This window comes from Nonomuraea marmarensis, assembly GCF_043197025.1.
In the GTDB taxonomy this organism is placed as follows: domain Bacteria; phylum Actinomycetota; class Actinomycetes; order Streptosporangiales; family Streptosporangiaceae; genus Nonomuraea; species Nonomuraea marmarensis.
Genome location: NZ_JBICRM010000008.1, coordinates 14,483 through 39,432 on the forward strand (window position 1 = coordinate 14,483; position 24,950 = coordinate 39,432).

Sequence of the window (24,950 nt, forward strand, 5' to 3'; positions counted from 1 at the left end):
CAGGCAGGGTTTCGGAGGGTGGTCCGGGTGCGCCGAATTCGCCTCTTTTCGTGCGGCATTCGCGACCGCCGCAGTGGCGAACGCCACCCTCAAATGCGGCCGGGGAAGGCCCCGGATCCCAGGGGAACCGGGGCCTAGGGTGCCAACTTGTCACGGCATGTTGCCGGTCCACCGGTTGGCGGCGGCCTTGTAGACCTTGTAGGTGTCGGTGTTGAAGTACGGCGACGAGATGTGGTCGTAGCGGTCGTTCGCGTCGGTGTCCCACGCGACGCTGTTGACGCCCACCAGGTAGCCGGTGCGCGACGAGCTCTTGTAGTTGTAGATGAACGGGCCGCCGCTCGCGCCGGCGGTGAAGGAGCACTTGAAGCCGATGTGCTCCTGCAGGTTGTACTTCTTGGCCTCGGGCATCGGCTTGGTCTTGCCGTAGCACCACTTCATCGTGCGACCGGTGTACGGCTTGTCGCCGTCGGGGTGCTCGCCCGCCGGGTATCCGAACGAGAACACGTTCAGCTTCGTGCTCCGGTTCCAGGTGAAGCCCTGACCGCCGACGTTGTCACCGAGCCGGCCGGCGCTCTTGACGGTCCACTGCCACTTGTTGCCGACCTTCTCCCACTTGACCTTGATGCCGTTGTAGACGTTGACGAACGCGTAGTCGAAGTCGTAGTCCTCCTTCACCACGAAGTCGTCGTGCGCGTTGAACGTCTTGGCGGCGTAAATGCCGTACGGCGCCTTGCCGTCCCAGACATTGTTGCCGTCCCAGTACGACGGAATGAAGATCCAGTTGTCGTAGAAGGTGTTCTTGCTGGTGTCGTAGACGCAGTGGGCGGAGGTCGCCACGAGGTTGCGGTACTTACTCTGCACGGAGCTGGCCGAGCAGTAACGCCAGTTCTTCGGGTTGCGCGGGTCGGCCTTGGGCAGCGTGAAGAACACACGGCCGACCGTGTTCGGCAGGTTGACCTGCTTGCTCTTCTTGGCCGAACCCTTTTCCTGGCCGATCGGCGGCACGGATCCAGGAGGCCCGTCGGGGGCGTCGGCCTTGCCCTTGACGCCCTTGGTGGACAGGTCGAGGCTGTCGTCGTAGTCGGTGGCCAGCTTGATCCGGTCCGGCGTCCAGAACTGGATCGCCTGCTCGGCGGGGGTCGCCGCGTTCTTGGACACGACGTCGGAGGGTGCGGTCGCGCTCGCGGCGGTGTTGCCGACCATTCCTGCGGCCAGCCCGATGGCCACCAGTCCGGCGAGCGGGATCGCGATGCGCCTTGCTCGGGAATACATGGAGCTCCTCTCAGTTCTCGGCGGCCCAGAGCGGGGTACTGCGCCCCGGTGGGCCAGGAAAACGTTGGGAACGTTAATGAATGGCTCGGCCCGGCGGCCAGGAAACGACGTGAAAAAGCATGGGCCGGTTCCATTCCGTTATAGAAATAGCGAAATCGCATGTATTCCGGATCGGCATTTCCGCAGGTGGCCGCGTTGCCTATTTGTCTCTCGTAACAGCGGTAACGGCTATTATCAGACGCCACTTCTTTTCAACCGAATGATGTTCTGGTTAGCTTGGTTTCATGGATCCACGCACCCCTTGTCTCATCGGCATCGCGCAACTCACCATTCGCGCGCAGCCCGGTCCTGAACCGCTCGATCTGTGGGAGGAGGTGGCGCGCGCGGCCGCCGCCGACGCCCGGCTCCCCGTCGAGGGGCTCGACTCGATCCAGATCGTCTACACCGACTCCTGGCAGTACGACTCGCCGACCGGCCGCCTCGCCGAGCGCCTGGGGGCCACGCCGCGGCACCGCGCGTACTCCAAGGTCTCCGGTACGGCTCCGCAACTGCTCATCGGTGCCGCCGCGGCCGGGATCGCCTCGGGTGAGCTGGACTCCGCGTTGGTCACGGGGGGCGAGGCGCTGGCCACGCGCAGGGCGTACCGGCTGGCGGGCGAGCACGTGCCGTGGAGCCATCCCGCCGACCCCAAGCCCCCTTACGGGTGGGAACGCCCGCCGCATCCCGCCGAGCTGGCGCACGGGTTGTTCCTGCCGGTGCACACCTACCCGATCATGGAGACGGCGCGGCGGGCGGCCCTGGGGCTCACGGTGGAGGAGGAGATGCGCGACAGGGGGCGGATGATGGCGCCGATGACCGAGGTGGCCGCCGCGAACCCGTACGCCTGGCGCAGGACCGTCCGCACTCCCGACGAGCTGGTGAAGGGCGGCCGCTTCGTCGGCTGGCCCTACACCAGGGACACGGTGGCCGTGCTGGAGGTCGACCAGGCGGCGGCCGTCGTCCTGGCCAGCACGCGGCTGGCCGACCGGCTCGGGGTGCCTGCCGAGGGGCGGGTCTATCTGCGGGGATGGGCGTACGCGGAGGACACGTGGGAGGTCGCCGGGCGGCCCGCGCTCGGCTCCTCGCAGGCGATCGGGCACGCGGCCGAGGCGGCCTTCCTGCGGGCGGGGCTGGGGCTCGGGGACATGCACGCGCTGGACGTGTACAGCTGCTTCGCGATCGCGTTGCGGCAGGCGTGCGACGCGATCGGCCTCGATCCGCTGGACCGGCGTGGGCTCACGGTCACGGGCGGGCTGCCGTACGCGGGCGGGCCGGCGAGCGACTACGTGCTGCACTCGACGGCCACCATGGCGGGGCTGCTGCGCGCGCAGTCGGGGCACGGGCTGGTGACGGGGGTGGGGATGCATCTGACGAAGCACACGTATGCGGTGTGGTCCAGCGAGCCGGGTGGGCTGTCGGGGGATGCCGCGCCGGTGTTCGTGGCCGAGGGGGTGCCGATCGTGGAGGCCCATGAGGGGTCGGCTGTGGTGGCGGGGTACACGGTGGCGCACGGGCGGGACGGTGCGGCCGAGAGGGGGATTCTCGTGGTCGATCTGCCTGGTGGAGGGCGGGCGCATGCGGTGGTGGAGCGGGCTGAACTGCTGGCCGATGCGGAGTCGCGGGAGCTGGTGGGGCAGGCCGTGCGGCTCACGTCCGATGGGAAGGTCAATGTAGCCGCGTGGTGACTTAAAGCAGGTGCAAAGACTGTGACCGCATGACTACTATCTGGTGTTGACATTTTTATGTCACAGGCGGACGCTGGAGTCATGCGGAGGACAACTGTGCGCATCGACGAGACACTCCTCAACGAGGCGAAGGCGTACGCGGCACGAAACGGACGCAGTCTCAACTCAGTGATGGAGGATGCCTTGAGGCAACTACTCAACCGATCCACGGAGGCGGCCGAGCGGCCCCGCGTGGAGCTGATCACCTCTACGGCCGAGTCCGGCTTCCAGCCGTGGGTCCAGGAGCGGCTCGACGCCGGCGAGAAGCTGGAGCACATCGTCTACGACCTCGACGACCAGGAGCGGTTCCCGGAGTTGTTCAATGCTGCTGGCTGATATCAACGTCCTCGTCAACGCCTTCAGGCGCGAGTCCGCCGATCACGATCGCTGCCATGCGCTCATCGCCGAGATGGTGAACGGCGACTCCAGCTACGCCGTGAGCGACTTCGTCGTCAACGGCTTCATCCGGATGGTGACCAACCGGCGCGTCTACAAGGACCCGGATCCCCTCGAACGGGCCCTGACGTTCGCCGAGAGCTACCGCAACCAGTCGCACGCGTCGGTGGTCACCGCCGAGGACAGGCACTGGGAGATCTTCACCCGGCTCACCCGCGAGGCCGGTGCCACCGGCAACCTCATTCCCGACGCCTACCTCGCCGCACTCGCCATAGAGCACGGTTGTGAATTCGTGACCTGCGACAAGGATTTCGCCCGGTTTCAGGGCTTGCGCTGGCGGTCGCCGCTCAACTGAACTGAAGGCAAGGGCGCAAGCCGGCACTACTCGGCTAGGAACGTCGTGGCTGACCAGTTCGACGTCATCGAGGCAGGCGAGCGCGGCCGTCGCCGGTGGATCGGACTGGTGGTGGTCCTGGCGCTGCTGCTCATCCCCGTTGTCAGCCTGCTCGCCAGCCGAGACCCCGAGCCCCAGCCGGTGTCGCCCGCTCCTGCCCCCATCCGGTCGCTGACCAGGATCGAGAGTCCCCCTAACATCCTGAACGTGCCCGCCGCGGCCAAGGGCCACGACGAGGTGCTCGAGGTGGTGTTCCCGGACGGGGCGCGGGCCGAGGTGCGTTATCCGGCCGAGCTGGACCTGAACGACATGGGGTCGCGGCCGTTCCAGGGGCTCTGGATCGACGGGAGCTACCGCCAGCTCACCGCCCCGTACAACGGCGAGATCGAGGTCACCCGCGGGGGCCGGCCGCTCAGGAGCTACGCCGGCAACGTCACGCTCTGGCCGCGTCAGGCGGGGAGCGGCTCCTACGGTCAGGTGCTGCTGTTCGGGTTCGGGCAGTGGCGGATGGCGATGTACGACCGGGGGCTGGGGCTGACGTTCGAGCAGCGCACGGCCCTCGCACGGGCCGTGAAGGGGAAGGTGACCAAGGACGGATACCTGGTCCTGTCGGCCAAGGGGCCGGTGCGGCTGGCCAAGCCGGGGGAGATGGAGCAGGGGTCGCCGGTGGGGCCGCAGCTCTGGTTCGGCGGCGGTGCGGGGCGGATGGTGGCGCTCGTGCCGACGCCCGACTGCGCGGCGAAGGTCAGGATGCCGGAGGTGATCGTCGGACGCGGGCGTCCCGCCGAGTCGGTGTGCCGGGGTGGCGTGCGGGTCGCCGTCACGGGGCCGTCGTCGTTCCGCAAGCAGGCGATCGAGGGCATCAGGGTCACGTTGAAGTAAGGCGATCCCGGGCATCGGGATCACGCTGAAGTAAGGTGCGGCCATGTTCGCCGTAACCGCCACACAGACCGACCCCGACAACCCACTCGCCGGGCTGACGCTCGGCGAGCGCCCGGAGCCGAAGGCGCCGGACGGATGGACGACCGTCTCCGTGCGGGCGGCCGCGCTCAACCACCACGACCTGTGGACGCTCAAAGGCGTCGGCATCAGGCAGGACCGGCTGCCGATCGTGCTCGGCTGCGACGCCGCCGGCGTGGACGAGGACGGCAACGAGGTCATCGTGCACGCCGTGATCGGCACCGGCGCCGACGAGACGCTCGATCCCAAGCGCACGCTCCTGTCGGAGCAGTACGACGGCACGTTCGCCGAACGCGTGGCCGTGCCGCGTCGCAACCTGGTGCCCAAGCCGGCCGCGCTCAGCTTCGAGCACGCCGCGTGCCTGCCGACGGCGTGGCTGACCGCGTACCGGATGTTGTTCGACAAAGCCGGGCTCGAGCCCGGCTCGACCGTGCTGGTGCAGGGGGCGGGCGGTGGCGTCGCCACCGCGCTGATCGCGCTCGGCCGCGCGGGCGGCTACCGGGTCTGGGCCACCAGCCGCTCCGAGGAGAAGCGCGAACGCGCCCGGCAACTCGGCGCCGACCAGGTCTTCGAGCCCGGTACGCGGCTGCCGGAGCGGGTGGACGCGGTCATGGAGACCGTCGGGCAGGCCACCTGGGACCACTCGCTCAAGTCGCTCAAGCCCGGCGGGCGCATCGTCGTCTGCGGCGCCACCAGCGGGGCCGCGCCGCCCGCCGACCTGAACCGGGTCTTCTTCCTGCAGTTGTCCGTGGTCGGATCCACGATGGGGACGCGGGACCAGCTCCAGCGGCTGGGCGTGTTCCTGGAGCAGACCGGGGTGCGGCCCGTCGTCGATCGGGTGTTGCCGCTGGCCGAGGCGCGGGACGGGTTCGCCGCCCTGGCAGAAGGGGAGATCTTCGGAAAGATCGTCTTTACCGCCTGAATAAGTGATGGGTTACTTGTCTGGGTCCCGGGTGATACAAGGGGAGAGAGAGGTGGTATCACCCGGGAGGCCGTCATCATGGACGTTGAGCCCTTCGGCCCAGGTTCGATGCACTGGGACACCGCGGGCGAATACCGCAACCTGCTCGTGGCCGGCAGCGCGCTGGTCCTCCAGACGATGCACCCGGCGGTCGGCGCCGCCGTCGCGGAGCACTCGACGTACAAGGCCGACCCGTGGGGGCGGCTCAACCGTACGCTCGCCTCGGTCCAGAAGTGGGTGTACGGCGGCGCGGGCGGCCCGGCCGAGGGCGAGCGACTCAGGGAGCTGCACAAGCCGATCTGCGGCGTGGACGAGCGCGGCAGGCCCTACCACGCGCTGAACGGCGAGGCGTGGGCGTGGGTGCACCTGACGTTGTTCGAGCGGTTCATCGTGCTCAACCGCTATTTCGGCACCCCGTTCACCGTCGAGCAGGAGCGGCGGCTCTACGCGGAGTCGCGGCAGCTCGGCGCGATCCTGCGGGTGCCCGAGCGGGAGCTGCCCGCGGACCTGGAGGCGTTCTGGCGGTACTTCGACGACATGGTGGCCCACCGGCTGGAGCCGCATCCGACCGCGCTGGACGTGTTGTCGGTGTTGCGGGGCACGCCGGCGCCTCCGGGCTTGCCCAGGCCGTTGCGCCGGTTGTGGACGCCGGTGGGGGCGAGTTCGGGGGAGTTCAACCACTTCGTGACCGTCGGCACCCTGCCGCCCGCGGTGCGCAAGAAGCTGGGGCTGCGGTGGACGGCGCGGGAGGAGCGGCGGTTGCGGCATCTCGGGCACGCGGTGGCGATGCTGACGCCGCGACTGCCCGAACGCCTGCGTTACATGCCCATCGCCTACCACGCCCGCAAGGCAGCCGCGCGGAGCTCCCGCCGCCTCGAACGCCGGCTTCGCTCCGCCTAGCCCTCGAGGATGTCGTGGATGCGGCGGCTGGCCTCGGCGAGCGTCGTACGCAGCTCGGCCAGCTTCTCCGGCGTCAGGCGGGCGTCCGAGGCCTCCTCACGGGCCTGGGCGACGAAGTCGGCCAGCAGTTCGCCCAGCTCCGCGTCTAGGTCGGGACGGTTGGGCGGCGCGCCCCCGAGCGTGGACCAGACCTCCGACCAGATCCTGCGCCACTCCCTGCTGAACCGCTCTCCCTCGTCCTGCCAGTGGTAGGCGTGTTCCATCCACTGCCGCTGCTGCTGCTCCTTGAGCCGCCTGAGGTCCTCCTTCTGCCGCCTGGTGTCCTCACGTGCCCCCGTGCGAACGTCCTTGGCCATCCTCGTCAGCTCGTCGCGCAACGACTTGACCGTGTCGCGGACGTCCTCCTTGACCTCGCGGGCGATGTCGCGCACGGAGGCCGAGATCTCCTGCTCCAGGTCGTCGAGCTCGTCGAGCCGGGCGTTCAGCTCCTCGCGGCCCTTGTCGGTGATCGAGAACACCTTCTTGCCCTCGACCACCTCGTGCGTCACCAGGCCCTCCTCCTCCAGGCGGGCCAGGCGCGGGTAGATCGTGCCGGGAGAGGGCGAGTAAACGCCCAGGAAGCGGTCCTGGAGCAGCCGGATGACCTCGTAACCGTGGCGCGGGCTCTCTTCCAGCAGCTTGAGCAGGTACAGCCGGAGCCGGCCGTGACCGAAGACAGGGCTCATTCCTTCTCTCCCTTGAGCAGCGCGACCTCGCCGGAGACCGTGATCGCCGACAGTGAGGCCATGCCGCCACCCAGCCGCCCCGACAACGACTTCGAGCCGGGACCGCTCCTGTTGGACAGTTTCTCGAACGTGCTGACCAGCCTGCCTGAGGTTGACCTGGCGGTGATGTCCGCCTCCACGTTCTCCGGCAGCCTGACCAGGATGGCACCGGAAATGCTGTTGAGCGTCACGTGACCCGTCGGCCGCAACGCCAGGTCCGCCGTGATGCGGCCGGACACGGTCTTGGCCTTGAGCCGGCGCGGGGTGCCGTCGGCCACGGTCAGATCGCCCGAGACGCTGTTGAACGCCAGGTCGCCCTCCATGGCCCGGCTCTCGACGGCGCCCGAGACGGTCCCGGCGACCACGTCGCCGCTCACGGCGTCGAGCACGATCTCCCCGGACACGCTCCTGACGTGGGTCACCCGCTCGAACCCGGCGACCACGGCGGGCGCGGACACCACGCCCGCGTTGACCCGGCAGGTCTTGGGAACGGTGATCGAGAGCACCGTCCTGCGCCGGTCGCGCCGCAGCCAGCCGAGCAGCCCGTCCCAGGTGAGGTCCTTGTACGCGACGACGAGTGCCCTGGCGTCCTCGTCATAGGTCACCACGAGGGGCGAGGCGGACTCGATCTCGGCCACTTCCAGCGTGGGCGGGCCGTCGCTGGCGAGCACGGCCAGCCGCCCGCTCACGATGCGCACGTCGAGCGACTCCACTTGGCCGAACGTCAGCTGTTCGGGCTCCTCGATCGTCCACTGCTGCATGATCCCCGCCTTCCTCGGCGACATGTCCCTATATGAGACACGATATGTCGCGTCCGGCGGAAACTCAAGATGTATCGCGTCCGGCGGCAGACTATCTCGGCGTAAGTGATCGCCTAGTCGTCGTCCTCGTCGTCGAGGCGGGCCAGCCAGGTGGCCAGCCGCTCGATCGGGGTCTCGAACTCGGGGTTGAGGTCGACGAACTCGCGCAGCCGCTCACCCATCCACAGCAGGCTCACCTCCTCCTCGCCCCGCCGCTCGACCAGTTCCTCGATCCCCCGATCGGTGAAGTACATCGCTCTCCATTCAGTCGCCACACAACCGTGAGCCCCCAGCCGAAGCCGGGGGCTCACTGGTGCGTGACTCAGCCGAACAGCTCGTGGAGGATCTCCTCGAGCTCCGTGTCGTGCGAGTTGTGCGAGCCCGTCGCCGGTGAGCTGTTGGGCGTGCGCGAGGCGCGGCGCAGCTCCCGGCCGCCGAGCGTCTGCGGGTCCTCCGCCAGCTTGAGCACCAGGTAGGGCCACGGCCCCATGTTGGCCGGCTCGTCCTGGGCCCAGACCAGCTCCGCCTGCGCGCCGTAGCGCGACAGCTCGGCCGCCAGCTCCTCCCCGGGGAACGGGTAGAGGCGCTCCAGCCGGACGATGGCCACGTCGTCGCGGCCCGACTTCTCGCGCTGCCCCGCCAGGTCGTAGTAGAGCCTGCCGGACGCCAGCACGACCCTGGTGACCTTGGCCGGATCGACGGTCGTGTCCCCGATCACCGGCTGGAAGGTGCCCGTGGTGAAGTCGGACGCCTTGGACGTGGCCGCCTTGTGGCGCAGCAGCGACTTGGGCGTGAAGACCACCATCGGCTTGTGCCGCTCCGACTCCACCTGCCAGCGCAGCAGGTGGAAGTAGTTGGCCGGGGTCGTCGGCTGCGCGACCGTCATGTTGTCGACCGCGCAGACCTGCAGGAACCGCTCGATGCGGGCCGAGGAGTGGTCGGGGCCCTGGCCCTCGAAGCCGTGCGGCAGCAGCAGCACGACCGAGGACTTCTGGCCCCACTTCTGCTCGCCCGACGAGATGAACTCGTCGATGATCGTCTGGGCGCCGTTGACGAAGTCGCCGAACTGCGCCTCCCAGGCGACCAGGGCGTCGGGGCGTACGACGCTGTAGCCGTACTCGAAGCCGAGCGCCGCGAACTCGCTCAGCAGCGAGTCGTAGACGTAGAACTTCGTGGTGCCCTGGTTGAAGGTCTTGAGCGGCGTGTGGTCGGCGCCGGTCATCCGGTCCACCAGGACGGCGTGCCGCTGCGTGAACGTGCCGCGGCGCGAGTCCTGGCCGACCAGGCGCACCGGGTGGCCGTCGATGAGCAGCGAGCCGAACGCCAGCGTCTCGCCCATCGCCCAGTCGATCGAGTCCTGCTCGACCATCTGGCCGCGGCGCTGCAGCACCGGCGCCAGGCGCGGGTGCGCCGTGAAGCCCTCGGGCATGTTGAGCTGGGTGTCGACGATGCGCTTGAGCGTCTCGTCGCTGATCGCGGTCGGCGTGTCGTCGTGCGACCACTTGACGACCTCGGTCGGCGGCACCCGCATGGCGCCCGCCTCCAGCGGCTTCTTCGACGCCTCCCGGGTCTCGGTGAACGCCTGCTCCAGCTTGGCCTGGTAGTCGCGCAGCGCCGACTCGGCCTCCTCGACCGTGATGTCGCCCCGGCCGATCAGCGCCTCGGTGTAGAGCTTGCGGCTCGAGCGCTTGGCGTCGATCAGGTCGTACATCAGCGGCTGGGTGAAGGCCGGGTTGTCGCCCTCGTTGTGGCCGCGGCGGCGGTAGCAGATGAGGTCGATGACGACGTCCTTGCGGAACGTCTGGCGGTATTCGTAGGCGAGCTCGCCCACGCGCACCACGGCCTCGGGGTCGTCGCCGTTGACGTGGAAGATCGGAGCCTGGATCATCCGCGCCACGTCGGTCGCGTAGACCGAGGAGCGGGACGAGGCCGGCGAGGTCGTGAAGCCGACCTGGTTGTTGACCACCACGTGCACGGTGCCGCCGGTGCGGTAGCCGCGCAGCTGAGACAGGTTGAGCGTCTCGGCCACGACGCCCTGGCCGGCGAAGGCCGCGTCGCCGTGGACGAGGACGGGCAGGACGGTGAAGCCCTCCTCGCCGCGCTCCAGGAGGTCCTGCTTGGCGCGTACGACGCCTTCGAGCACCGGGTCGACCGCCTCCAGGTGGGACGGGTTGGCGACCACGGACGCCGTGATCGTCTTGCCGCTCGGCGCGGTGAACCGGCCCGCCGCCCCCAGGTGGTATTTCACGTCGCCGGAGCCGTGCGCGGTGCGCGGGTCGATGTTGCCCTCGAACTCGCCGAAGATCTGGGCGTAGGACTTGCCCACGATGTTGGCCAGCACGTTGAGCCGGCCGCGGTGGGCCATGCCGATGACGACCTCGTCGAGGCCCTCGTCGGCGGCGTCGCTGAGCACCGAGTCGAGCAGCGGGATCAGGGCCTCGCCGCCCTCCAGCGAGAAGCGCTTCTGGCCGACGAACTTCGTCTGCAGGAACGTCTCGAACGCCTCGGCGGTGTTGAGCCGCGACAGGATGTTGAGCTGCTCGGCGCGCTCGGGTGAGGCGTGCGGCTTCTCCACCCGCGCCTGGATCCAGGCCCGCTCCTCGGGGTTCTGGATGTGCATGTACTCGATGCCGACCGTGCGGCAGTAGGAGTCGCGCAGCACGCCCAGGATCTCGCGGAGCTTCATCAGCGGGCGGCCGCCGAAACCGCCGGTGGCGAACTCGCGCTCCAGGTCCCACAGCGTCAGGCCGTGCGACTGGATGTCGAGGTCGGGGTGCTTGCGCTGCTTGTATTCGAGCGGGTCGGTCTCGGCCATCAGGTGGCCGCGCACGCGGTAGGCGTGGATCAGCTCGATCACGCGGGCGGACTTGGCCACGTCGTCGTCGTGGGAGGCCGAGATGTCCTGGACCCAGCGGACCGGCTCGTACGGGATCCGCAGTGCCTCGAAGATCTCGTCGTAGAAGCCGTGCTCGCCCAGCAGCAACCGGTGGATCTGGCGCAGGAAGTCGCCCGACTGGGCGCCCTGGATGATCCGGTGGTCGTAGGTGCTGGTCAGCGTCATGACCTTGGAGACGGCCAGGCGCGAGAGCGTGTCGGGCGACGCGCCCTGGTATTCGGCCGGGTATTCCATCGCGCCGACGCCGATGATCGTGCCCTGACCGGGCATCAGCCGCGGCACGGAGTGCACGGTGCCGATCGTGCCGGGGTTGGTCAGCGAGATCGTGGTGCCGGCGAAGTCGTCGACGCCCAGCTTGCCCGCGCGCGCCTTGCGTACGACCTCTTCGTAGGCCATCCAGAACTGCCGGAAGTCCATCTCCTCGGCGCCCTTGATCGAGGGCACGAGGAGCTGGCGCTCGCCGTTGCTCTTCTGCACGTCGATCGCCAGGCCGAGCCCCACGTGCTCGGGCTTGATCAGCGTCGGCTTGCCGTCGACCTCCGCGTAGGAGAAGTTCATCTCCGGCATGGCCTTCAGCGCCTTGACGATCGCGAAACCGATCAGGTGCGTGAAGGAGACCTTGCCGCCGCGGCCTCGCTTGAGGTGATTGTTGATCACAATGCGGTTGTCGATGAGCAGCTTGGCCGGGATGGCGCGCACGCTCGTCGCCGTCGGCACCGCCAGCGACATGTCCATGTTGGCGGCCGTGCGGGCCGCGGCGCCGCGCAGCTTGACCTCCTCGGCGCCCTTGGGCACCGGCGTGGCAGGCTGCTTCGGCTTCTCGGCTGCCGGAGGCGCCTTGGGCGGCGCCTGTGGGGGAGCGGGAGCGGTCACAGTGCCGTTCGCCGCCTCCCTGGCAGGCGTGCGCCCGGGTCCATAGTCAGGGTTGTAGTCAGCGAAGAAGTTCCACCAAGCCTTGTCGACAGACTCGGGATCTTGGAGGTACTTCTGGTACAGCTCGTCGACAAGCCACTCGTTCTGACCGAAGCTTGCCAGCGGGTTTGTCCGCGACGACTCAGACGACACGGCGGAAATCGCCCTCTTCCGCAGATCGGCGTTGATGTTAGAGAACCTGTCCAAGGCTACTCGCCTGGACCGGCAGCGCGCGCCGCTGAGGCCGTGCCGCCTCGAACGATCCTCTCAGCACAGCGCATAGAGGTCACGCCTGCCTAGTCAATCCAGGTGGAGCCGCAATTATTACTCTTTGGTATCAACGTCGCTACAAGAGGTTTATTTCCCGCTAGACACCAATCTGCTCGCGATCCGCACCTGAGGGGACAACTCGGACAGGAGATCGGCCAGTTCCTCGCCCGCCTGCTTGAGCTCCTCCAGCGACATCGGCTCCAGCCGCTCCAGCAGGAAGAACGCGTTGGTCGTCTCCTCGGTGAGCCGGGTGCGCACCACCTGGCGCCAGTTCCACCTGCGGCAGGTGACGCCGACGTCGTCGCGCCAGATCACCTCGCCGGGCTCGGGCGTGCCGAGCGCCTCCTCCGACGGCTCGTCGCCGGCCGCCCTGAGCAGCCGCGCCGGGCCGGCGTAGTGGTCGAGGTCCTCGCCGCCGATCGGCAGCGCGTGCTTCACGCTGATCGAGTTGTACGCGTCCACCGCCTGGTTGATCTCCGGCAGCGGCATCCTCCGGGTGAGGGCGTCGACCGAGGGCCTGGTCCGCTGCGGCTTGGCCCCGAACGCGCGGTAGGCGTCCTTCCACGCGTCGATCTTCTCGGTCTGTACGGCCACCGCCGAGGCCTCCGCGAGCCAGGCGCGGGACCGGTCGTCCGTGGGCCCGTTACGCAGGCCGTGCGCGGTCATGATCAGCACCGCGAAGTCGGGGCGCAGTGCGAAGACGGAGTCGTCCACCCAGATGTCATCGAGCATCCCCACAGTTTAGAAGTGCCGAGACCGCAAAATTCCCTTTGCAAAATTGCCTTTGCGGTCTATGGTGAGGCGTATGGAGCAATACAAGATCAGTGACCCGCAGGTGCTGAAGGTGGTCGCCCACCCGCTCCGGGTGCGCCTGCTCGGCCTGCTGCGCACCGACGGCCCCGCGACGGCGAGCGAGCTGGGGCGCAAGGTCGGCGAGAGCTCCGGCTCGACCAGCTATCACCTGCGTGAGCTGTTCAAGTACGGCTTCATCGAGGAGGACCCCGAGCGGCGCGACGGGCGCGAGCGCCGCTGGCGACCCCGCCACCGCTACACCTCGTGGGACGCCGGCGAGATGTCCGCCAGCGCGGAGGGGCGTGAGGCGATGAGGATCATGCATCTTCGGCAAGCCGAGCTGGTCCGGCGGATGATGGAGGACTTCGACGCTGCCGAGTGGTCCCGCGACTGGGTCGACGCGGCGGGGATGAGCGACCACATCCTCTCGCTGCCGCCCGCCGGGCTGCGCGAGTTCAGCGACAAGGCCGAGGAGCTGCTGCGCGACCTCGCCGCCAAATACGCCGGTGACCCCGAGACCAGGCAGGTCGATGTCTGGTACGGCGCCGTACCGCTGTCGAAGCAAGAGGAGGAGCAGTGACCGCACGCTCGGCGTTACGCCGCTACATGCTCGTCAGTTTCCTGACCTGGCTGCCCATAGGGCTCATGGCGGCCACCATGGTGCTGCTGATGACCGCGCGAGGCCTCAGCCTGGCCGAGGTGGGGCTTTCGATAACGGTGTTCTCGGTCGTCACCGTGAGCCTGGAACTGCCCACGGGCGGCCTGGCCGACGTCATCGGCCGCCGGATGGTGCTGGCCGCCTCCGCCGCGTGCACCGTGGCGGCGCTCGCGCTGGTCAGCGTGTCCACGACGTTCTGGATGTTCCTGGTGAGCTGCGTGTTCAAGGGTGTCGCCAGGGCGCTGTCCAGCGGCCCCGCCACCTCCTGGTACGTCGACACGCTCCACGAGATTGAGGGGAGCGACGCCGACCTCAAGCCGGGCCTGGCACGAGGCGGCGCGATGGAGTCGGTGGCACTGTGCCTGGGCGTGCTGGCGGGCGGGGCCGTCCCGCTGCTGGTGCCGCCCTCGCTGATGTTCCCGCTGGCCGCGCCGCCGCTGCTGGGCGCGATGGCGGCGGCCGTGCTGCTGGTCGTGGTGGTGTTCGCGATGCCCGAGCCGCCGCATGCGCGCAGGTCGCTCGCGAGCGTGCTGCGCGAGGTGCCCGCCACGGTCGTGTCGGGCATCCGGCTGGCGGCGGGAGGTCCGGTGCTGCGCCGCCTGATGGCGGCGGCGGCGAGCACGGGCGTGGTGCTGATGAGTATCGAGCTGCTCACCCCGGGGCGGCTGGCCGAGCTGGCCGGCACGGCCGAGCGCGGCAGCCTGGCCTACGCCGTGGTGGCGGCGCTCGGGTTCGCGAGCAGCGCGGCGGGCAGCGCCCTGGCGCCGCGCGTGGCGCGCCTGGCCGGCGGCTCGGCCAGGGGCGCGATCTCCGGGTCGGTGCTGGCGGCGCTGTCCGTGGGGTCGCTGGCCGCCTCGTCGGGGCTGGACGGCACGGCCGGGCTGGTGAGCGCCGGGGTGGCGTACGTGACGCTGTTCGTGGGGGTCTCCGTGACGGGCCTGCTCTGCCTGGAGATGACCCACAACGCGGTCAGCGCCGCCGAGCGCACCACCGTCACCTCGACCAGCTCCCTGTCGCTGCAGTCCGGCGGGATCGTGGCCAACCTCACGCTGGGCGCCCTGGCCACCCAGGCGGGCCCGGCCGTCGCCTGGGTGGCCGCCGCCCCGGTGATGCTGGCCTCGGCTCTGCTGTTCGTGCGGATGCCCGCTCCTACAGGCTCCAGTCGATCTCCGGGCCCACAGGCACGATCCCTGTCGGGTTGATGTTGGTCTGGGTGATGTAGTAGTGCCGCTTGATGTGGTCGAAGTCGGTGGTTTCGCGGAAGGCCGGGATCGCGTACAACCTCCGCGCGTACGCCCACAGCGCCGGATAGTCGCTCAGCCGCCTGACCGAGCACTTGAAGTGCGCGTAATAGACGGCGTCGAACCTGGCCAGGGTCGTGTAGAGGCGCACGTCACTGTCGGTGAGCGTGTCGAAGAGGTAGTCCGACTCGGCCAGGCGGACCTCCAGGGAGTCGAGGGTGGAGAAGACGCGCGCCACCGCCTCCTCGTACGCCTGCTGGTCACGGGCGAAGCCCGCCTCGTAGACCGCGTTGTTCAGGCCGTGGTAGAGGCGGTCGTTCATGATGTCGATGTCGGGGCGCAGGCGTTCCGGATAGAGGTTGGGGGAGGTGCCCCATGACATCTCCAGATCGAGGGTGATCTGGGGGAAGTCATTGGTGACGATCCGCTTGTCCGTGGTGTCCCAGACGCAGGGGACGGTGTAGCGGCCCGTGTAGCCCGGTTCGGTGGCGTGGTAGAGCTCCGACAGGTACTCCGGGTCGCCATCGGGGATCCGCCAGCCCTTCTCGTCGCGGATCGGGTCGACGATCGTGACGTCCAGCAGGTCCTCCAGGCCGAGGAGCGCCCGGACGATCAGCACGCGCTGTGCCCACGGGCAGGCGTAGGAGGCGTAGAGCCGGTAGCGGCCGGGCTCGGGAGGGCCGAGCCGATCCGTGAAACGGTTCGGCTGCCGGACGAAGCGGCCATTGTTGGAAATCTCGCGGCTCAGCTTCATGCCCCCAGTAGAACATGATTCGGATTCAGAACTATATTCGGGCCTGTGGCCAAGTTTGCAGTGACCCCGTCGAACCCGGCGCAGCGCGACGCGTGGGCCGGCGGGACGATCCCCGACGTCGAGCGGATACGCCCCGGGCTGTGGTCGGTCCCCGTCCCGATCCCCATCAACCCCCTCCGGTACGTGCTGGTCTACGTCCTGGAGTTGCCCGGCGGCGTGGCGATCGTCGACGCCGGGTGGAACACCGACGAGGCGTACGACGCGCTCGTCGCCGGCCTGGGCGTGGCCGGGTACGCGATCATCGACGTCAAGGGCGTACTCGTCACCCACATCCACCCCGACCACTACGGACTGGCCGGGCGCATTCGTGAGATGTCGGGCGCCTGGATCGCGCTGCACCCGGCCGACGCGCGCCTGGTCCGCGAGCGCTACGACGACGGCGCCATCGACTCCCTGGTCGAGCGGGAACGCGCGCTGCTGGCCCGCTGCGGCGTGCCGGCGCTGACGCTCGACGAGCTGGCCGGGGCGTCGATGATGATCAGGCACATGGTCTCCATGGCCAGGCCGGATCGGCTGGTCGAGGACGGGGAGGAGCTCGGGCTGCCCGGCTGGGACCTGCGGGCCGTCTGGACCCCCGGTCACTCGCCCGGGCACCTGTGCTTCGTCTCGCCCTCGCGCAGGCTGCTGTTCTCCGGCGACCACGTGCTGGCGAAGATCACGCCGATCGTGGCCGTGCATCCCCAGTCCGGGCCCAACCCGCTGGCCGACTACCTCGACGCGCTGGCCGCCGTGCGCAAGCTGGACGTGGAGGAGGTGCTGCCGGCGCATGAATACCGGTTCCTGGAGCTGGCCGAGCGCGTCGATTACGTGATGGCGCACCACGACGAGCGGCTGGCCGAGATCGAGCGGGTCGTCGGCGCGCTCGACGGCGTGACGTGCTGGGCCGTGGCCACCCGGCTGACCTGGTCGCGGCCGTGGGAGACGATCCCGCCGTTCATGCGGCGGGCGGCCAACAACGAGACGCTGGCGCACCTGGTGTGGCTGGAGGCCAGGGGCCGGGTGCGGAAGGTGGTCGGCGAGCCAGAGCTGTGGCGCCTGCCGTAACGCGGTTATCGTACTCGTACCAGAATGTTGTTCTTCTGCGTGGGAGGTTCGATGCTTCGGTTCGATGACAGGGTCGCGATCATTACGGGGGCCGGGCACGGTCTCGGCAGGTCGCACGCGCTGCTGCTGGCCGAGCGGGGGGCCAAGGTCGTGGTCAACGACCTGGGCGGCGCGCTCGACGGCACGGGCGCCTCCGCCGGGCCCGCCGCCGAGGTGGTCGAGCTCATCACCAAGAACGGCGGCCAGGCCGTCGCCAACGCCGGCAACGTGGCCACGCCGGAGGGCGCCAGGGCGCTCGTGCAGGCGGCCGTGGACGCGTTCGGCAAGGTCGACATCGTGGTCAACAACGCGGGGATCCTGCGGGACAAGTCGTTCGGGAAGATGACGGTCGAGGAGTTCGACGGGGTGCTGGCCGTGCACGTACGCGGGTCCTACCTGGTCAGCCAGGCCGCGTACCCGCTGATGAAGGCGGCCGGCTACGGGCGCATCGTCAACACCTCCAGCCCCGCCGGGCTGTTCGGCAACTTCGGGCAGGCCAACTACTCCACCGCCAAGATGGGGCTGGTCGGGCTGACGAAGACGCTCGGGATCGAGGGCGCGCGCAACGGCATCAGGGCCAACGCCATCGCGCCCGTCGCCTGGACCCGGATGACGGAGTCGCTGCTGCCGGCCGAGTTCGCGGCCAAGTTCACGCCGGAGCGGGTGAGCGCGCTGGTGGCGTACCTCGTGCACGAGTCGTGCGAGGTGAGCGGCGAGGTGTTCACCGTCGGGGGCGGCCGGGTGGCGCGGGTGTTCGTGGCCGAGGGACCCGGCTGGAAGACCGACGACCTCACGCCGGAGGCGATCGCCGGCAACTGGGACGCGGTCATGGCCGAGCAGCCGTACGTCCTCACGGCCGCCGACTCGATGAAGGCCATGCTCTAGTCCGATCCCTCTGCGCCGGTCCTCGCCTGTGGGCGGGGGCCGGCTTTTGGCTTGAACTGATCCCGAAATGTCGCGAAATGGGGTGCGAGACCGTGCTTTGTTCGATCTTCGGCGGAAGTTGGGGGAGTTTGGTCGATTCTCACTCTTGATTTGCCGCATCGGTGATCTTATTGTCTCGGCATGACCCCTCAGCAGGGTTCGGCCGGCGACGTGCTGACGTTGATCAGCGCGGGCTCGGCCACGACCCGTTCCGATCTCGCCAGGCTCACCGGCCTGGCCAGGTCCACGATCTCGCAGCGCGTGGACGCGCTGATCGAGCGTGGCCTGGTCGAGGAGACGGAGAGCGGCGAGTCCACCGGCGGCCGGCCCCCGCGCCAGCTGCGCCTGCACACCGAGGAGCACGCCTTCGCGGGCGTGGACCTGGGCGCCACGCACTGCCGGGTGGCGCTGATGGACATCTCCGGCAACGTGCTGGCCGAATGCGAGGACTCGCTGCTGATCGGTGAGGGTCCCGAGAAGGTCCTCGCCCACGTGGACCAGCGGCTCGATCTGCTGCTCGGCCGGGCGGGGCGGCCGCGGTCGGCGCTGCGGGCAATGGGGATCGGGGTGCCGGGGCCGGTGGAGTTCGCCACCGGACGGCCGAACAACCCGCCGATCATGCCCGGCTGGAACGACTACCCCGTCCCCGAATACTTCGGCGGTGTGTCCGTGCTGGTCGACAACGACGTCAACGTGATGGCGCTCGGCGAGCACCGCAACGCCTTCCCCGGCGCAGGACACCTGCTGTTCGTCAAGGTCGGCACGGGCATCGGCTGCGGGATCATGGCCGAGGGCAAGTTGCACAGGGGGGCCCAGGGCTCGGCCGGCGACATCGGGCACATCCGGGTCAGCGGGCACGAGGACGCCGGCTGCCGCTGCGGCAACAGCGCCTGCCTGGAGGCCGTGGCCGGCGGGGCCGCGATCGCGCGGCGGCTGACCGAGCTGGGCCTGGCGGCCGAGTCGGGAGCGGACGTCGTGGCGCTCGTACAGGCGGGCAACACGCAGGCGCTGCGGCTGGTCAGGGAGGCGGGCCGGCTCATCGGCGAGGTGCTGGCGAGCCTGGTCAACTTCTTCAACCCCGAGGTCATCGTGATCGGCGGCGCGCTGTCGCGGGTGCACGAGCACCTGCTCGCCGGGATCAGGGAGACGGTCTACCGCAGGTCGCTCCCGCTGGCCACGCACCACCTGTCGATCACGCCGAGCCGTACGGGCATCAACGCGGCCGCGCTCGGGGCGGGAATCCTCGCCATCGAGCACTACCTGTCACCGGACAACATCAACCGCATCGTCAACGCATAGAGAACGCTGAAAGGGATCTCCCGATGCTGGTCATGAAGGGCATCGTCAAGCAGTTCCCCGGCGTGCGCGCGCTGGACGGGGTCGACCTGGACGTACGCGCCGGCGAGGTGCACTGCCTGCTCGGCCAGAACGGCGCCGGCAAATCCACCCTGATCAAGGTGCTGGCCGGAGTGCACCAGCCGGACGAGGGCACGATCGTCTTCAACGGCACGGAAGTGCGGCCGAGCAGCCCGATCGACGCCATCAAGCTCGGTTTCGCCACCATCTACCAGGAGCTGGACCTGGTCGACGGGCTCAGCGTGGCCGAGAACATCTTCCTCGGCCATGAGCACAGTCACCTCGGCTTCGTGAACAGGCCCGCCGCCAGGCGCGCCGCCCGCGAGGTGCTGGAGCGGCTGGGCCACGCCGAGATCCGCCCGTCCGCCGAGGTCGGGCGGTTGTCGCCGGCGGCCAAGCAGGTCGTCTCGATGGCCCGCGCGCTCTCCCACGACGCCCGCCTGATCATCATGGACGAGCCGTCGGCCGCCCTGGCCCACGACGAGGTCGCGAACCTGTTCAGGATCATCCGCGAGCTCACGGCCCAGGGCGTGGCGGTCGTCTACATCTCGCACCGGCTGGAGGAGATCCGCGAGATCGGCGACCGGGTGACCGTGCTCAAGGACGGCCGTACGGTCGCCGTCGGCCTGTCCGCGCGGGACACGCCCACGACGCAAATCGTTTCACTCATGACCGGCCGGAACGTCGAGTACGTCTTTCCGCCCAGAGCCGATCGCTCGCCGGGCGAGGAGGTGCTCACGGTCGAGGGCCTGACCTCGCCGGGCGTCTTCGCCGACGTCTCGTTCTCCGTGCGGGCGGGCGAGATCGTCGGCCTGGCGGGGCTGGTCGGCTCCGGGCGTTCGGAGATCCTGGAGGCGGTCTACGGCGCGCGCCCCGCCTCGGGCCGCGTCCTGCTCGCGGGCAAGCCCGTACGGCGCGGCGTCGTCGGCACCGTCAGGCACGGCATGGGCCTGGCCCCCGAGGAACGCAAGGCCCAGGCCCTGCTCCTCGACCAGAGCGTCACCGCCAACATCACGCTGGGCAGCCTGCCGGGGTTCGCCAGGTTCGGCTGGATCGACCGCAAACGTGAGCGCAGCGAGGCCCGACGGCTGTCGGAAATGCTGGACATCCGGCCGCCCGACACCGAACGCCCGATCAGGACGTTATCGGGGGGCAACCAGCAGAAGGCCGTGCTCGCCCGCTGGCTGCTCGGCGGGCGCAAGCTGCTCCTGCTCGACGAGCCGACCAGGGGTGTGGACGTGGGCGCCAGGGCCGAGCTGTACGCGGTGATCCGCGGCCTGGCCGAGCAGGGCATCGGCGTGTTGCTGGTCTCCAGCGAAGTGCCGGAGGTGCTCGGCCTGGCCGACCGGGTGCTGGTGCTGCGCGAGGGGTCGGTCATCCACCAGGGCGTCGCCGCGGAGCTGGACGAGCACCGCGTACTCGACATGATCATGAATGGGAGGGCGGCGTGATGAGCGAGCCCGCTACGGACAGGGCCGCCACCAAGACGGCCGCGCCGGGTCTGTCGTCGATTCGCGGCGTCAGCGAGATGCGACATCTCGGCCTGCTGGGCGCCCTCGCCCTGCTGATCGTCGTCGGCCTGGTCACCAGGCCGGAGAACTTCGCCACCGCCTCCAACTTCGTCAGCATCCTGTCCCTGGCCGCCACGATCGGCGTGATCACGGTCGGGGCCACGTTCGTGATCATCGGCGGCGGCATCGACCTGTCGGTGGGCGCGGTCATGGCGCTGGCCTCGGTCTGGGCGACGACGCTGGCCACACAGTCGTACGGGCCGGTGGTGATGGCGATCTGCGCGATCCTCGTCGGCACCGGCGCCGGACTGGTGAACGGGTTGCTCATCGCCTACGGGCGGATGGTGCCGTTCATCGCCACGCTGGCCATGCTGGTCGCCGCCCGCGGGCTGGCGCAGCGCATGTCCGACCGCAAGACGCAGCTCGTCGGGACCGACAACTCGGCGCTGGTGGACCTGTCGCTCACGCGCTGGCTCGGCATCCCGCTGCTGGTCTACATCTTCGCCCTGGTGGTGGTGCTGGGGTGGATCCTGCTCAACCGCACGACGTTCGGGCGGCGGACGTACGCGGTCGGGGGCAACCCGGAGGCCGCCAGGCTCGCCGGGATCGACGTGCGCAGGCACACGATGCTGCTCTACGCCCTGTCCGGGCTGTGCTGCGGCCTGGCCGCCATCCTCATCATGGCCCGTACGACGACAGGCTCGTCCACCCACGGCGACCTGTACGAGCTCGACGCCATCGCCGCCGTCATCATCGGCGGCACGCTGCTCACCGGGGGCCGGGGCACGATCGTGGGCTCGATCCTGGGTCTGCTGATCTTCACCCTGATTACCAATCTGTTTATTCTCAACGGGCTCAACACCAGCGACCAGTTGATCGCCAAGGGCCTGATCATCGTCCTCGCCGTACTTCTCCAGCGGCGGAACCTAAAGGAGAGAGCACCATGAGTGAGAACGTCGCGCGCCGGGGTTTCCTCGTCGGCGGAGCCGTACTCTTAGCGGCCGGCTGCACCAGCAACGAGCCCGCGGCCGCGCCGAGCAGCGCGGCCCCCGCGCCCGCCCCCGCGGCGAGCGGCAACGACCAGCCGGGTACGAAGGTCGTGATCGGCTTCTCGGCGCCGGCCGCGGACCACGGGTGGATCGCGGCCATCGCCAAGAACGCGGAGGCGGCCGCCAAGCAGTACTCCGACATCGAGTTCAAGCCCGTCGAGCCCACGAACGACATCAACCAGCAGATCTCCGCGGTCGAGTCGCTCATCGCGGCCAAGGTGAACGCGCTGGTCATCCTGCCGAACGACGGTCAGCAGCTGAACCAGGTCGCGCTGCAGGCCACGGAGGCGGGGATCCCGGTCATCAACCTTGACCGGATATTTCCGGACAAATTGGCATATCGGACCTGGATCGGCGGCGACAACTACGGCATGGGCGTCGCGGCCGGGCACTTCATCGGCAAGCAGCTCAAGGACAAGGGAGTCTCGAACCCCGTCATCGTGGAGATCCAGGGCATCGCCACGCTGCCCCTGACCCAGGACCGCACCAAGGGCTTCGCCGACGCGCTGAAGACGTACGGGTTCAGCGTCACGGCCAAGCAGGACGCCCAGTTCACCGTCGAGACCGGCAACGAGGTGGCCACGTCGCTGCTCCAGGCGCACAAGAAGATCGACGCGCTCTGGAACCACGACGACGACCAGGGTGTCGGCGTGCTGGCCGCCATCAAGGAGGCCAGCCGCAACGAGTTCATCATGGTCGGCGGGGCCGGCTCGCTGAACGCGATGAAGGAGATCCAGTCGGGTTCGTCCGTGCTGCAGGCCACCGTCACCTACAGCCCTACGATGGCCTCGTCGGCGATCAAACTCGCACGTCTGATCGCGCAGGGTAAGGGCATGAGTGATCTGGTGGAGAACCAGGTTCCGCAGTCACTGACGCTCGCATCCGAGACCATTACCAAGGAGAACGTCGAGAAGTACCTGGCGCTCGGCTTCGAATCCTGATCGGGGGTTGCATGTCAGACAGAACGAGCATCGGCGTGGGCATGGTCGGCTACGCCTTCATGGGCCGTGTCCACTCCCAGGCCTGGCGCAGCGTGGGGGCCTTCTTCGACCTGCCGCTGGCGCCGCGGATGGCGGTGCTCGCCGGCAGGTCGAAGGAACGCACCGAGACCGCCGCCGCGCAGCTCGGCTGGGCCGACGTCGAGACGGACTGGCGGGAGCTGGTCAAGCGCGACGACGTGCAGATCGTCGACATCTGCACGCCGGGCGACTCCCATGCCGAGATCGCCATCGCCGCGCTGCGGGCCGGTAAACACGTGCTCTGCGAGAAGCCGCTGGCCAACACCGTCGCCGAGGCCGAGGCCATGGTGCGGGCGGCGGCCGCGGCTTCGGGTAAGAGCATGGTGGCCTTCAACTACCGGCGGGTGCCCGCGATCGCGCTCGCCCGCCGATACGTCGAGGAGGGCCGGATCGGCGAGATCAGGCACGTGCGGGCCGCGTACCTGCAGGACTGGATCGTCGACCCGGAGTTCCCGCTGGTGTGGCGGCTGCAGAAGGACAAGGCAGGAGCCGGCGCGCTCGGCGACATCGGCTCGCACATCGTGGACGCCGCCCAGTTCATCACCGGGGAGAAGGTGGTGGGCGTCTCCGCGCTGACGGAGACGTTCATCAAGGAACGCCCGCTCGCCGCGGAGTCGGCGGGTCTGGGCGCTTCCCGGGCCGAGTCCATGGGGCCGGTCACCGTCGACGACGCCGCGCTGTTCATCGGCCGGTTGTCCGGCGGCGGGCTGGCCTCGTTCGAGGCCACCCGGTTCGCCAACGGGCGCAAGAACGCGATGCGCATCGAGATCTTCGGCTCGCTCGGCAGCCTGGCGTTCGACTTCGAGGCCATGAACGAGTTGTGGTTCAGCTCCCATGGCGGCGGCTTCGAGCGGATCCTGGTCACCGAGCCGGACCATCCCTACGCGGGTGCCTGGTGGCCGCCCGGGCACGGGCTCGGCTACGAACACACCTTCACCCACGAGGTCAAGGACTTCCTGGAGGCGATCGCCGCCGGAGCCGACCCCACGCCGTCGTTCGCGGACGGGCTGCGGGTGCAGCGGGTGCTGGCGGCGGTCGAGCAGAGCGCGGCTGAGGGCAGCCGCTACACGAACGTGGAGGACTGACTCATGCGACCTGTCACCCTGTTCACAGGGCAGTGGGCCGACCTGCCATTCGAGGAGGTGTGCCGGCTCGCGGCCGAATGGGGTTACGACGGCCTGGAGATCGCCTGCTCGGGCGACCACTTCGACGTGGCCCAGGCGGTGGCGGACCCGTCCTATGTCGAGCAGAAGCGCGCCCAGCTCGACAAGCACGGCCTCAAGGTCTGGACCATCTCCAACCACCTCGTCGGCCAGGCGGTCTGCGACCACCCCATCGACGAGCGCCACAAGTCCATCCTGCCGGCGCGCATCTGGGGCTCGGGGGATCCGGAGTCCGTACGCCAGGCCGCGGCGGAGGACCTGAAGAACACCGCCAGGGCCGCTTCCCTGCTGGGCGTGGACACGGTCGTGGGCTTCACGGGTTCGTCGATCTGGCACACGGTGGCCATGTTCCCGCCGGTGCCCGCTTCGATGGTCGAGGCCGGCTACCAGGACTTCGCGGACCGCTGGAACCCGATCCTCGACGTCTTCGACGAGGTCGGAGTGCGCTTCGCGCACGAGGTCCACCCGAGCGAGATCGCGTACGACTACCACACGACGGTACGCACCCTGGAGGCGATCGGCCACCGGCCGGCGTTCGGCCTGAACTGGGACCCGTCGCACATGGTCTGGCAGGACCTGGACCCGGTGGGGTTCATCCTGGACTTCAAGGACCGGATCTACCACGTGGACTGCAAGGACACCCGCATGCGGGTGGGCGACGGGCGCAAGGGCCGCCTGTCCTCGCACCTGCCGTGGGCCGACATGCGAAGGGGCTGGGACTTCGTCTCGACGGGCCGCGGCGACGTGCCGTGGGAGGACTGCTTCCGGGCCCTCAACTCGATCGGGTACGAAGGGCCGATCTCGATCGAGTGGGAGGACGCGGGCATGGACCGGCTGGACGGGGCGAAGGAGGCGCTGGCGTACATCCGCAAGCTCAACTCCATCACCCCACCCACCACCGCCTTCGACGCCGCCTTCTCCACCACCTGACCTTCGGCCGGGAGGGCACCGCTTGGGGCGCGCCACACAAGGCCGCCCCTCGCGCCCCCCGGCACCGGCGGAGTCGCATTGGGGGTTGCCGGCAATCTGGGAGTCACCCGTTCACTTTCCGT

At 69.1% G+C, this 24,950-nt stretch carries 23 protein-coding genes; 16 read left to right on the forward strand and 7 right to left on the reverse strand.

Annotated features, from left to right (window positions below; genetic code table 11):
- Nucleotides 1–150: 150 nt before the first annotated feature.
- Nucleotides 151–1,272 carry a trypsin-like serine peptidase gene (locus ACFLIM_RS14880; RefSeq protein WP_393165547.1) on the reverse strand — a complete coding sequence of 374 codons (1,122 nt, stop codon included), beginning with the start codon at nt 1,270–1,272 and terminating at the stop codon, nt 151–153.
- A 284-nt stretch (nt 1,273–1,556) separates the two neighbouring features.
- Between ACFLIM_RS14880 and ACFLIM_RS14885 the strand changes: the two genes are divergently transcribed.
- The 6 genes from ACFLIM_RS14885 (at nt 1,557) to ACFLIM_RS14910 (ending at nt 6,646) form a co-directional block, all read left to right on the forward strand.
- The gene (locus tag ACFLIM_RS14885) at nt 1,557–2,996 is read left to right on the forward strand and encodes an acetyl-CoA synthetase (protein ID WP_393165549.1); all 1,440 of its coding nucleotides are present in this window, start codon (nt 1,557–1,559) and stop codon (nt 2,994–2,996) included.
- 81 nt (nt 2,997–3,077) lie between these two features.
- A complete protein-coding gene (locus ACFLIM_RS14890; protein WP_393165551.1) occupies nt 3,078–3,371 on the forward strand; it encodes a DUF6364 family protein in 294 nt (97 codons plus the stop codon).
- Complete coding sequence (locus ACFLIM_RS14895) at nt 3,358–3,786, forward strand: type II toxin-antitoxin system VapC family toxin (RefSeq protein ID WP_393165553.1); 429 nt, start codon at nt 3,358–3,360, stop codon at nt 3,784–3,786. The genes ACFLIM_RS14890 and ACFLIM_RS14895 overlap by 14 nt, the downstream gene beginning before the upstream one ends.
- A gap of 45 nt (nt 3,787–3,831) precedes the next feature.
- Nucleotides 3,832–4,707, forward strand: coding sequence for a hypothetical protein (locus tag ACFLIM_RS14900; protein ID WP_393165555.1), 876 nt, complete (start codon nt 3,832–3,834; stop codon nt 4,705–4,707).
- Nucleotides 4,708–4,750: 43 nt separating this feature from the next.
- On the forward strand, nt 4,751–5,707 hold the full coding sequence (locus tag ACFLIM_RS14905; RefSeq protein WP_393165557.1) for a zinc-binding dehydrogenase: 957 nt from the start codon (nt 4,751–4,753) through the stop codon (nt 5,705–5,707).
- A gap of 78 nt (nt 5,708–5,785) precedes the next feature.
- Nucleotides 5,786–6,646, forward strand: a complete 861-nt coding sequence (locus ACFLIM_RS14910; RefSeq protein ID WP_393165559.1) for an oxygenase MpaB family protein — start codon at nt 5,786–5,788, stop codon at nt 6,644–6,646.
- On the opposite strand, the gene ACFLIM_RS14915 is transcribed toward ACFLIM_RS14910, so the two are convergent.
- The 5 genes from ACFLIM_RS14915 to ACFLIM_RS14935 form a co-directional block, all read right to left on the reverse strand.
- Nucleotides 6,643–7,371: a PadR family transcriptional regulator gene (locus tag ACFLIM_RS14915; protein ID WP_393165561.1), complete on the reverse strand. Its 729-nt coding sequence runs from the start codon at nt 7,369–7,371 to the stop codon at nt 6,643–6,645. The genes ACFLIM_RS14910 and ACFLIM_RS14915 overlap by 4 nt on opposite strands.
- Nucleotides 7,368–8,195, reverse strand: coding sequence for a DUF4097 family beta strand repeat-containing protein (locus tag ACFLIM_RS14920; RefSeq protein ID WP_393165563.1), 828 nt, complete (start codon nt 8,193–8,195; stop codon nt 7,368–7,370). Before ACFLIM_RS14920 ends, ACFLIM_RS14915 begins: the two co-directional genes overlap by 4 nt.
- A gap of 89 nt (nt 8,196–8,284) precedes the next feature.
- Nucleotides 8,285–8,464 carry a DUF6104 family protein gene (locus ACFLIM_RS14925; RefSeq protein WP_393165565.1) on the reverse strand — a complete coding sequence of 60 codons (180 nt, stop codon included), beginning with the start codon at nt 8,462–8,464 and terminating at the stop codon, nt 8,285–8,287.
- A gap of 68 nt (nt 8,465–8,532) precedes the next feature.
- On the reverse strand, nt 8,533–12,171 hold the full coding sequence (locus ACFLIM_RS14930; protein WP_393165567.1) for a multifunctional oxoglutarate decarboxylase/oxoglutarate dehydrogenase thiamine pyrophosphate-binding subunit/dihydrolipoyllysine-residue succinyltransferase subunit: 3,639 nt from the start codon (nt 12,169–12,171) through the stop codon (nt 8,533–8,535).
- Between the two features lie 204 nt (nt 12,172–12,375).
- Entirely contained in the window at nt 12,376–13,020 is a 645-nt protein-coding gene (locus ACFLIM_RS14935) for a B3/B4 domain-containing protein (RefSeq protein ID WP_393165569.1), read from the reverse strand.
- Nucleotides 13,021–13,093: 73 nt separating this feature from the next.
- Here ACFLIM_RS14935 and ACFLIM_RS14940 point away from each other — a divergent pair, with 73 nt between their 5' ends.
- Both ACFLIM_RS14940 and ACFLIM_RS14945 read left to right on the forward strand, forming a co-directional pair.
- A complete protein-coding gene (locus tag ACFLIM_RS14940) occupies nt 13,094–13,660 on the forward strand; it encodes a winged helix-turn-helix domain-containing protein (RefSeq protein ID WP_393165571.1) in 567 nt (188 codons plus the stop codon).
- Nucleotides 13,657–14,940: an MFS transporter gene (locus ACFLIM_RS14945; RefSeq protein WP_393165573.1), complete on the forward strand. Its 1,284-nt coding sequence runs from the start codon at nt 13,657–13,659 to the stop codon at nt 14,938–14,940. Before ACFLIM_RS14940 ends, ACFLIM_RS14945 begins: the two co-directional genes overlap by 4 nt.
- On the opposite strand, the gene ACFLIM_RS14950 is transcribed toward ACFLIM_RS14945, so the two are convergent.
- Nucleotides 14,888–15,733, reverse strand: coding sequence for a glutathione S-transferase family protein (locus tag ACFLIM_RS14950; protein ID WP_393165575.1), 846 nt, complete (start codon nt 15,731–15,733; stop codon nt 14,888–14,890). The two genes, ACFLIM_RS14945 and ACFLIM_RS14950, sit on opposite strands and share 53 nt — an antisense overlap.
- A gap of 45 nt (nt 15,734–15,778) precedes the next feature.
- Here ACFLIM_RS14950 and ACFLIM_RS14955 point away from each other — a divergent pair, with 45 nt between their 5' ends.
- The 8 genes from ACFLIM_RS14955 to ACFLIM_RS14990 all read left to right on the forward strand — a co-directional run bounded on the left by ACFLIM_RS14955 (nt 15,779) and on the right by ACFLIM_RS14990 (nt 24,828).
- A complete protein-coding gene (locus ACFLIM_RS14955) occupies nt 15,779–16,837 on the forward strand; it encodes an MBL fold metallo-hydrolase (RefSeq protein ID WP_393165577.1) in 1,059 nt (352 codons plus the stop codon).
- Between the two features lie 51 nt (nt 16,838–16,888).
- Complete coding sequence (locus ACFLIM_RS14960) at nt 16,889–17,761, forward strand: SDR family oxidoreductase (protein WP_393165579.1); 873 nt, start codon at nt 16,889–16,891, stop codon at nt 17,759–17,761.
- A gap of 180 nt (nt 17,762–17,941) precedes the next feature.
- Nucleotides 17,942–19,099: an ROK family transcriptional regulator gene (locus tag ACFLIM_RS14965; protein ID WP_393165581.1), complete on the forward strand. Its 1,158-nt coding sequence runs from the start codon at nt 17,942–17,944 to the stop codon at nt 19,097–19,099.
- Between the two features lie 23 nt (nt 19,100–19,122).
- Complete coding sequence (locus ACFLIM_RS14970; protein ID WP_393165583.1) at nt 19,123–20,607, forward strand: sugar ABC transporter ATP-binding protein; 1,485 nt, start codon at nt 19,123–19,125, stop codon at nt 20,605–20,607.
- Nucleotides 20,607–21,614 (forward strand): ABC transporter permease, encoded by a 1,008-nt coding sequence (locus tag ACFLIM_RS14975; RefSeq protein WP_393165585.1) that lies wholly within the window; start codon nt 20,607–20,609, stop codon nt 21,612–21,614. The genes ACFLIM_RS14970 and ACFLIM_RS14975 overlap by 1 nt, the downstream gene beginning before the upstream one ends.
- A complete protein-coding gene (locus ACFLIM_RS14980; protein WP_393165587.1) occupies nt 21,611–22,657 on the forward strand; it encodes a substrate-binding domain-containing protein in 1,047 nt (348 codons plus the stop codon). Before ACFLIM_RS14975 ends, ACFLIM_RS14980 begins: the two co-directional genes overlap by 4 nt.
- An 11-nt stretch (nt 22,658–22,668) precedes the next feature.
- Nucleotides 22,669–23,820, forward strand: a complete 1,152-nt coding sequence (locus ACFLIM_RS14985; RefSeq protein ID WP_393165589.1) for a Gfo/Idh/MocA family protein — start codon at nt 22,669–22,671, stop codon at nt 23,818–23,820.
- A 3-nt stretch (nt 23,821–23,823) separates the two neighbouring features.
- Nucleotides 23,824–24,828 carry a sugar phosphate isomerase/epimerase family protein gene (locus tag ACFLIM_RS14990; protein ID WP_393165591.1) on the forward strand — a complete coding sequence of 335 codons (1,005 nt, stop codon included), beginning with the start codon at nt 23,824–23,826 and terminating at the stop codon, nt 24,826–24,828.
- Nucleotides 24,829–24,950: the final 122 nt, after the last annotated feature.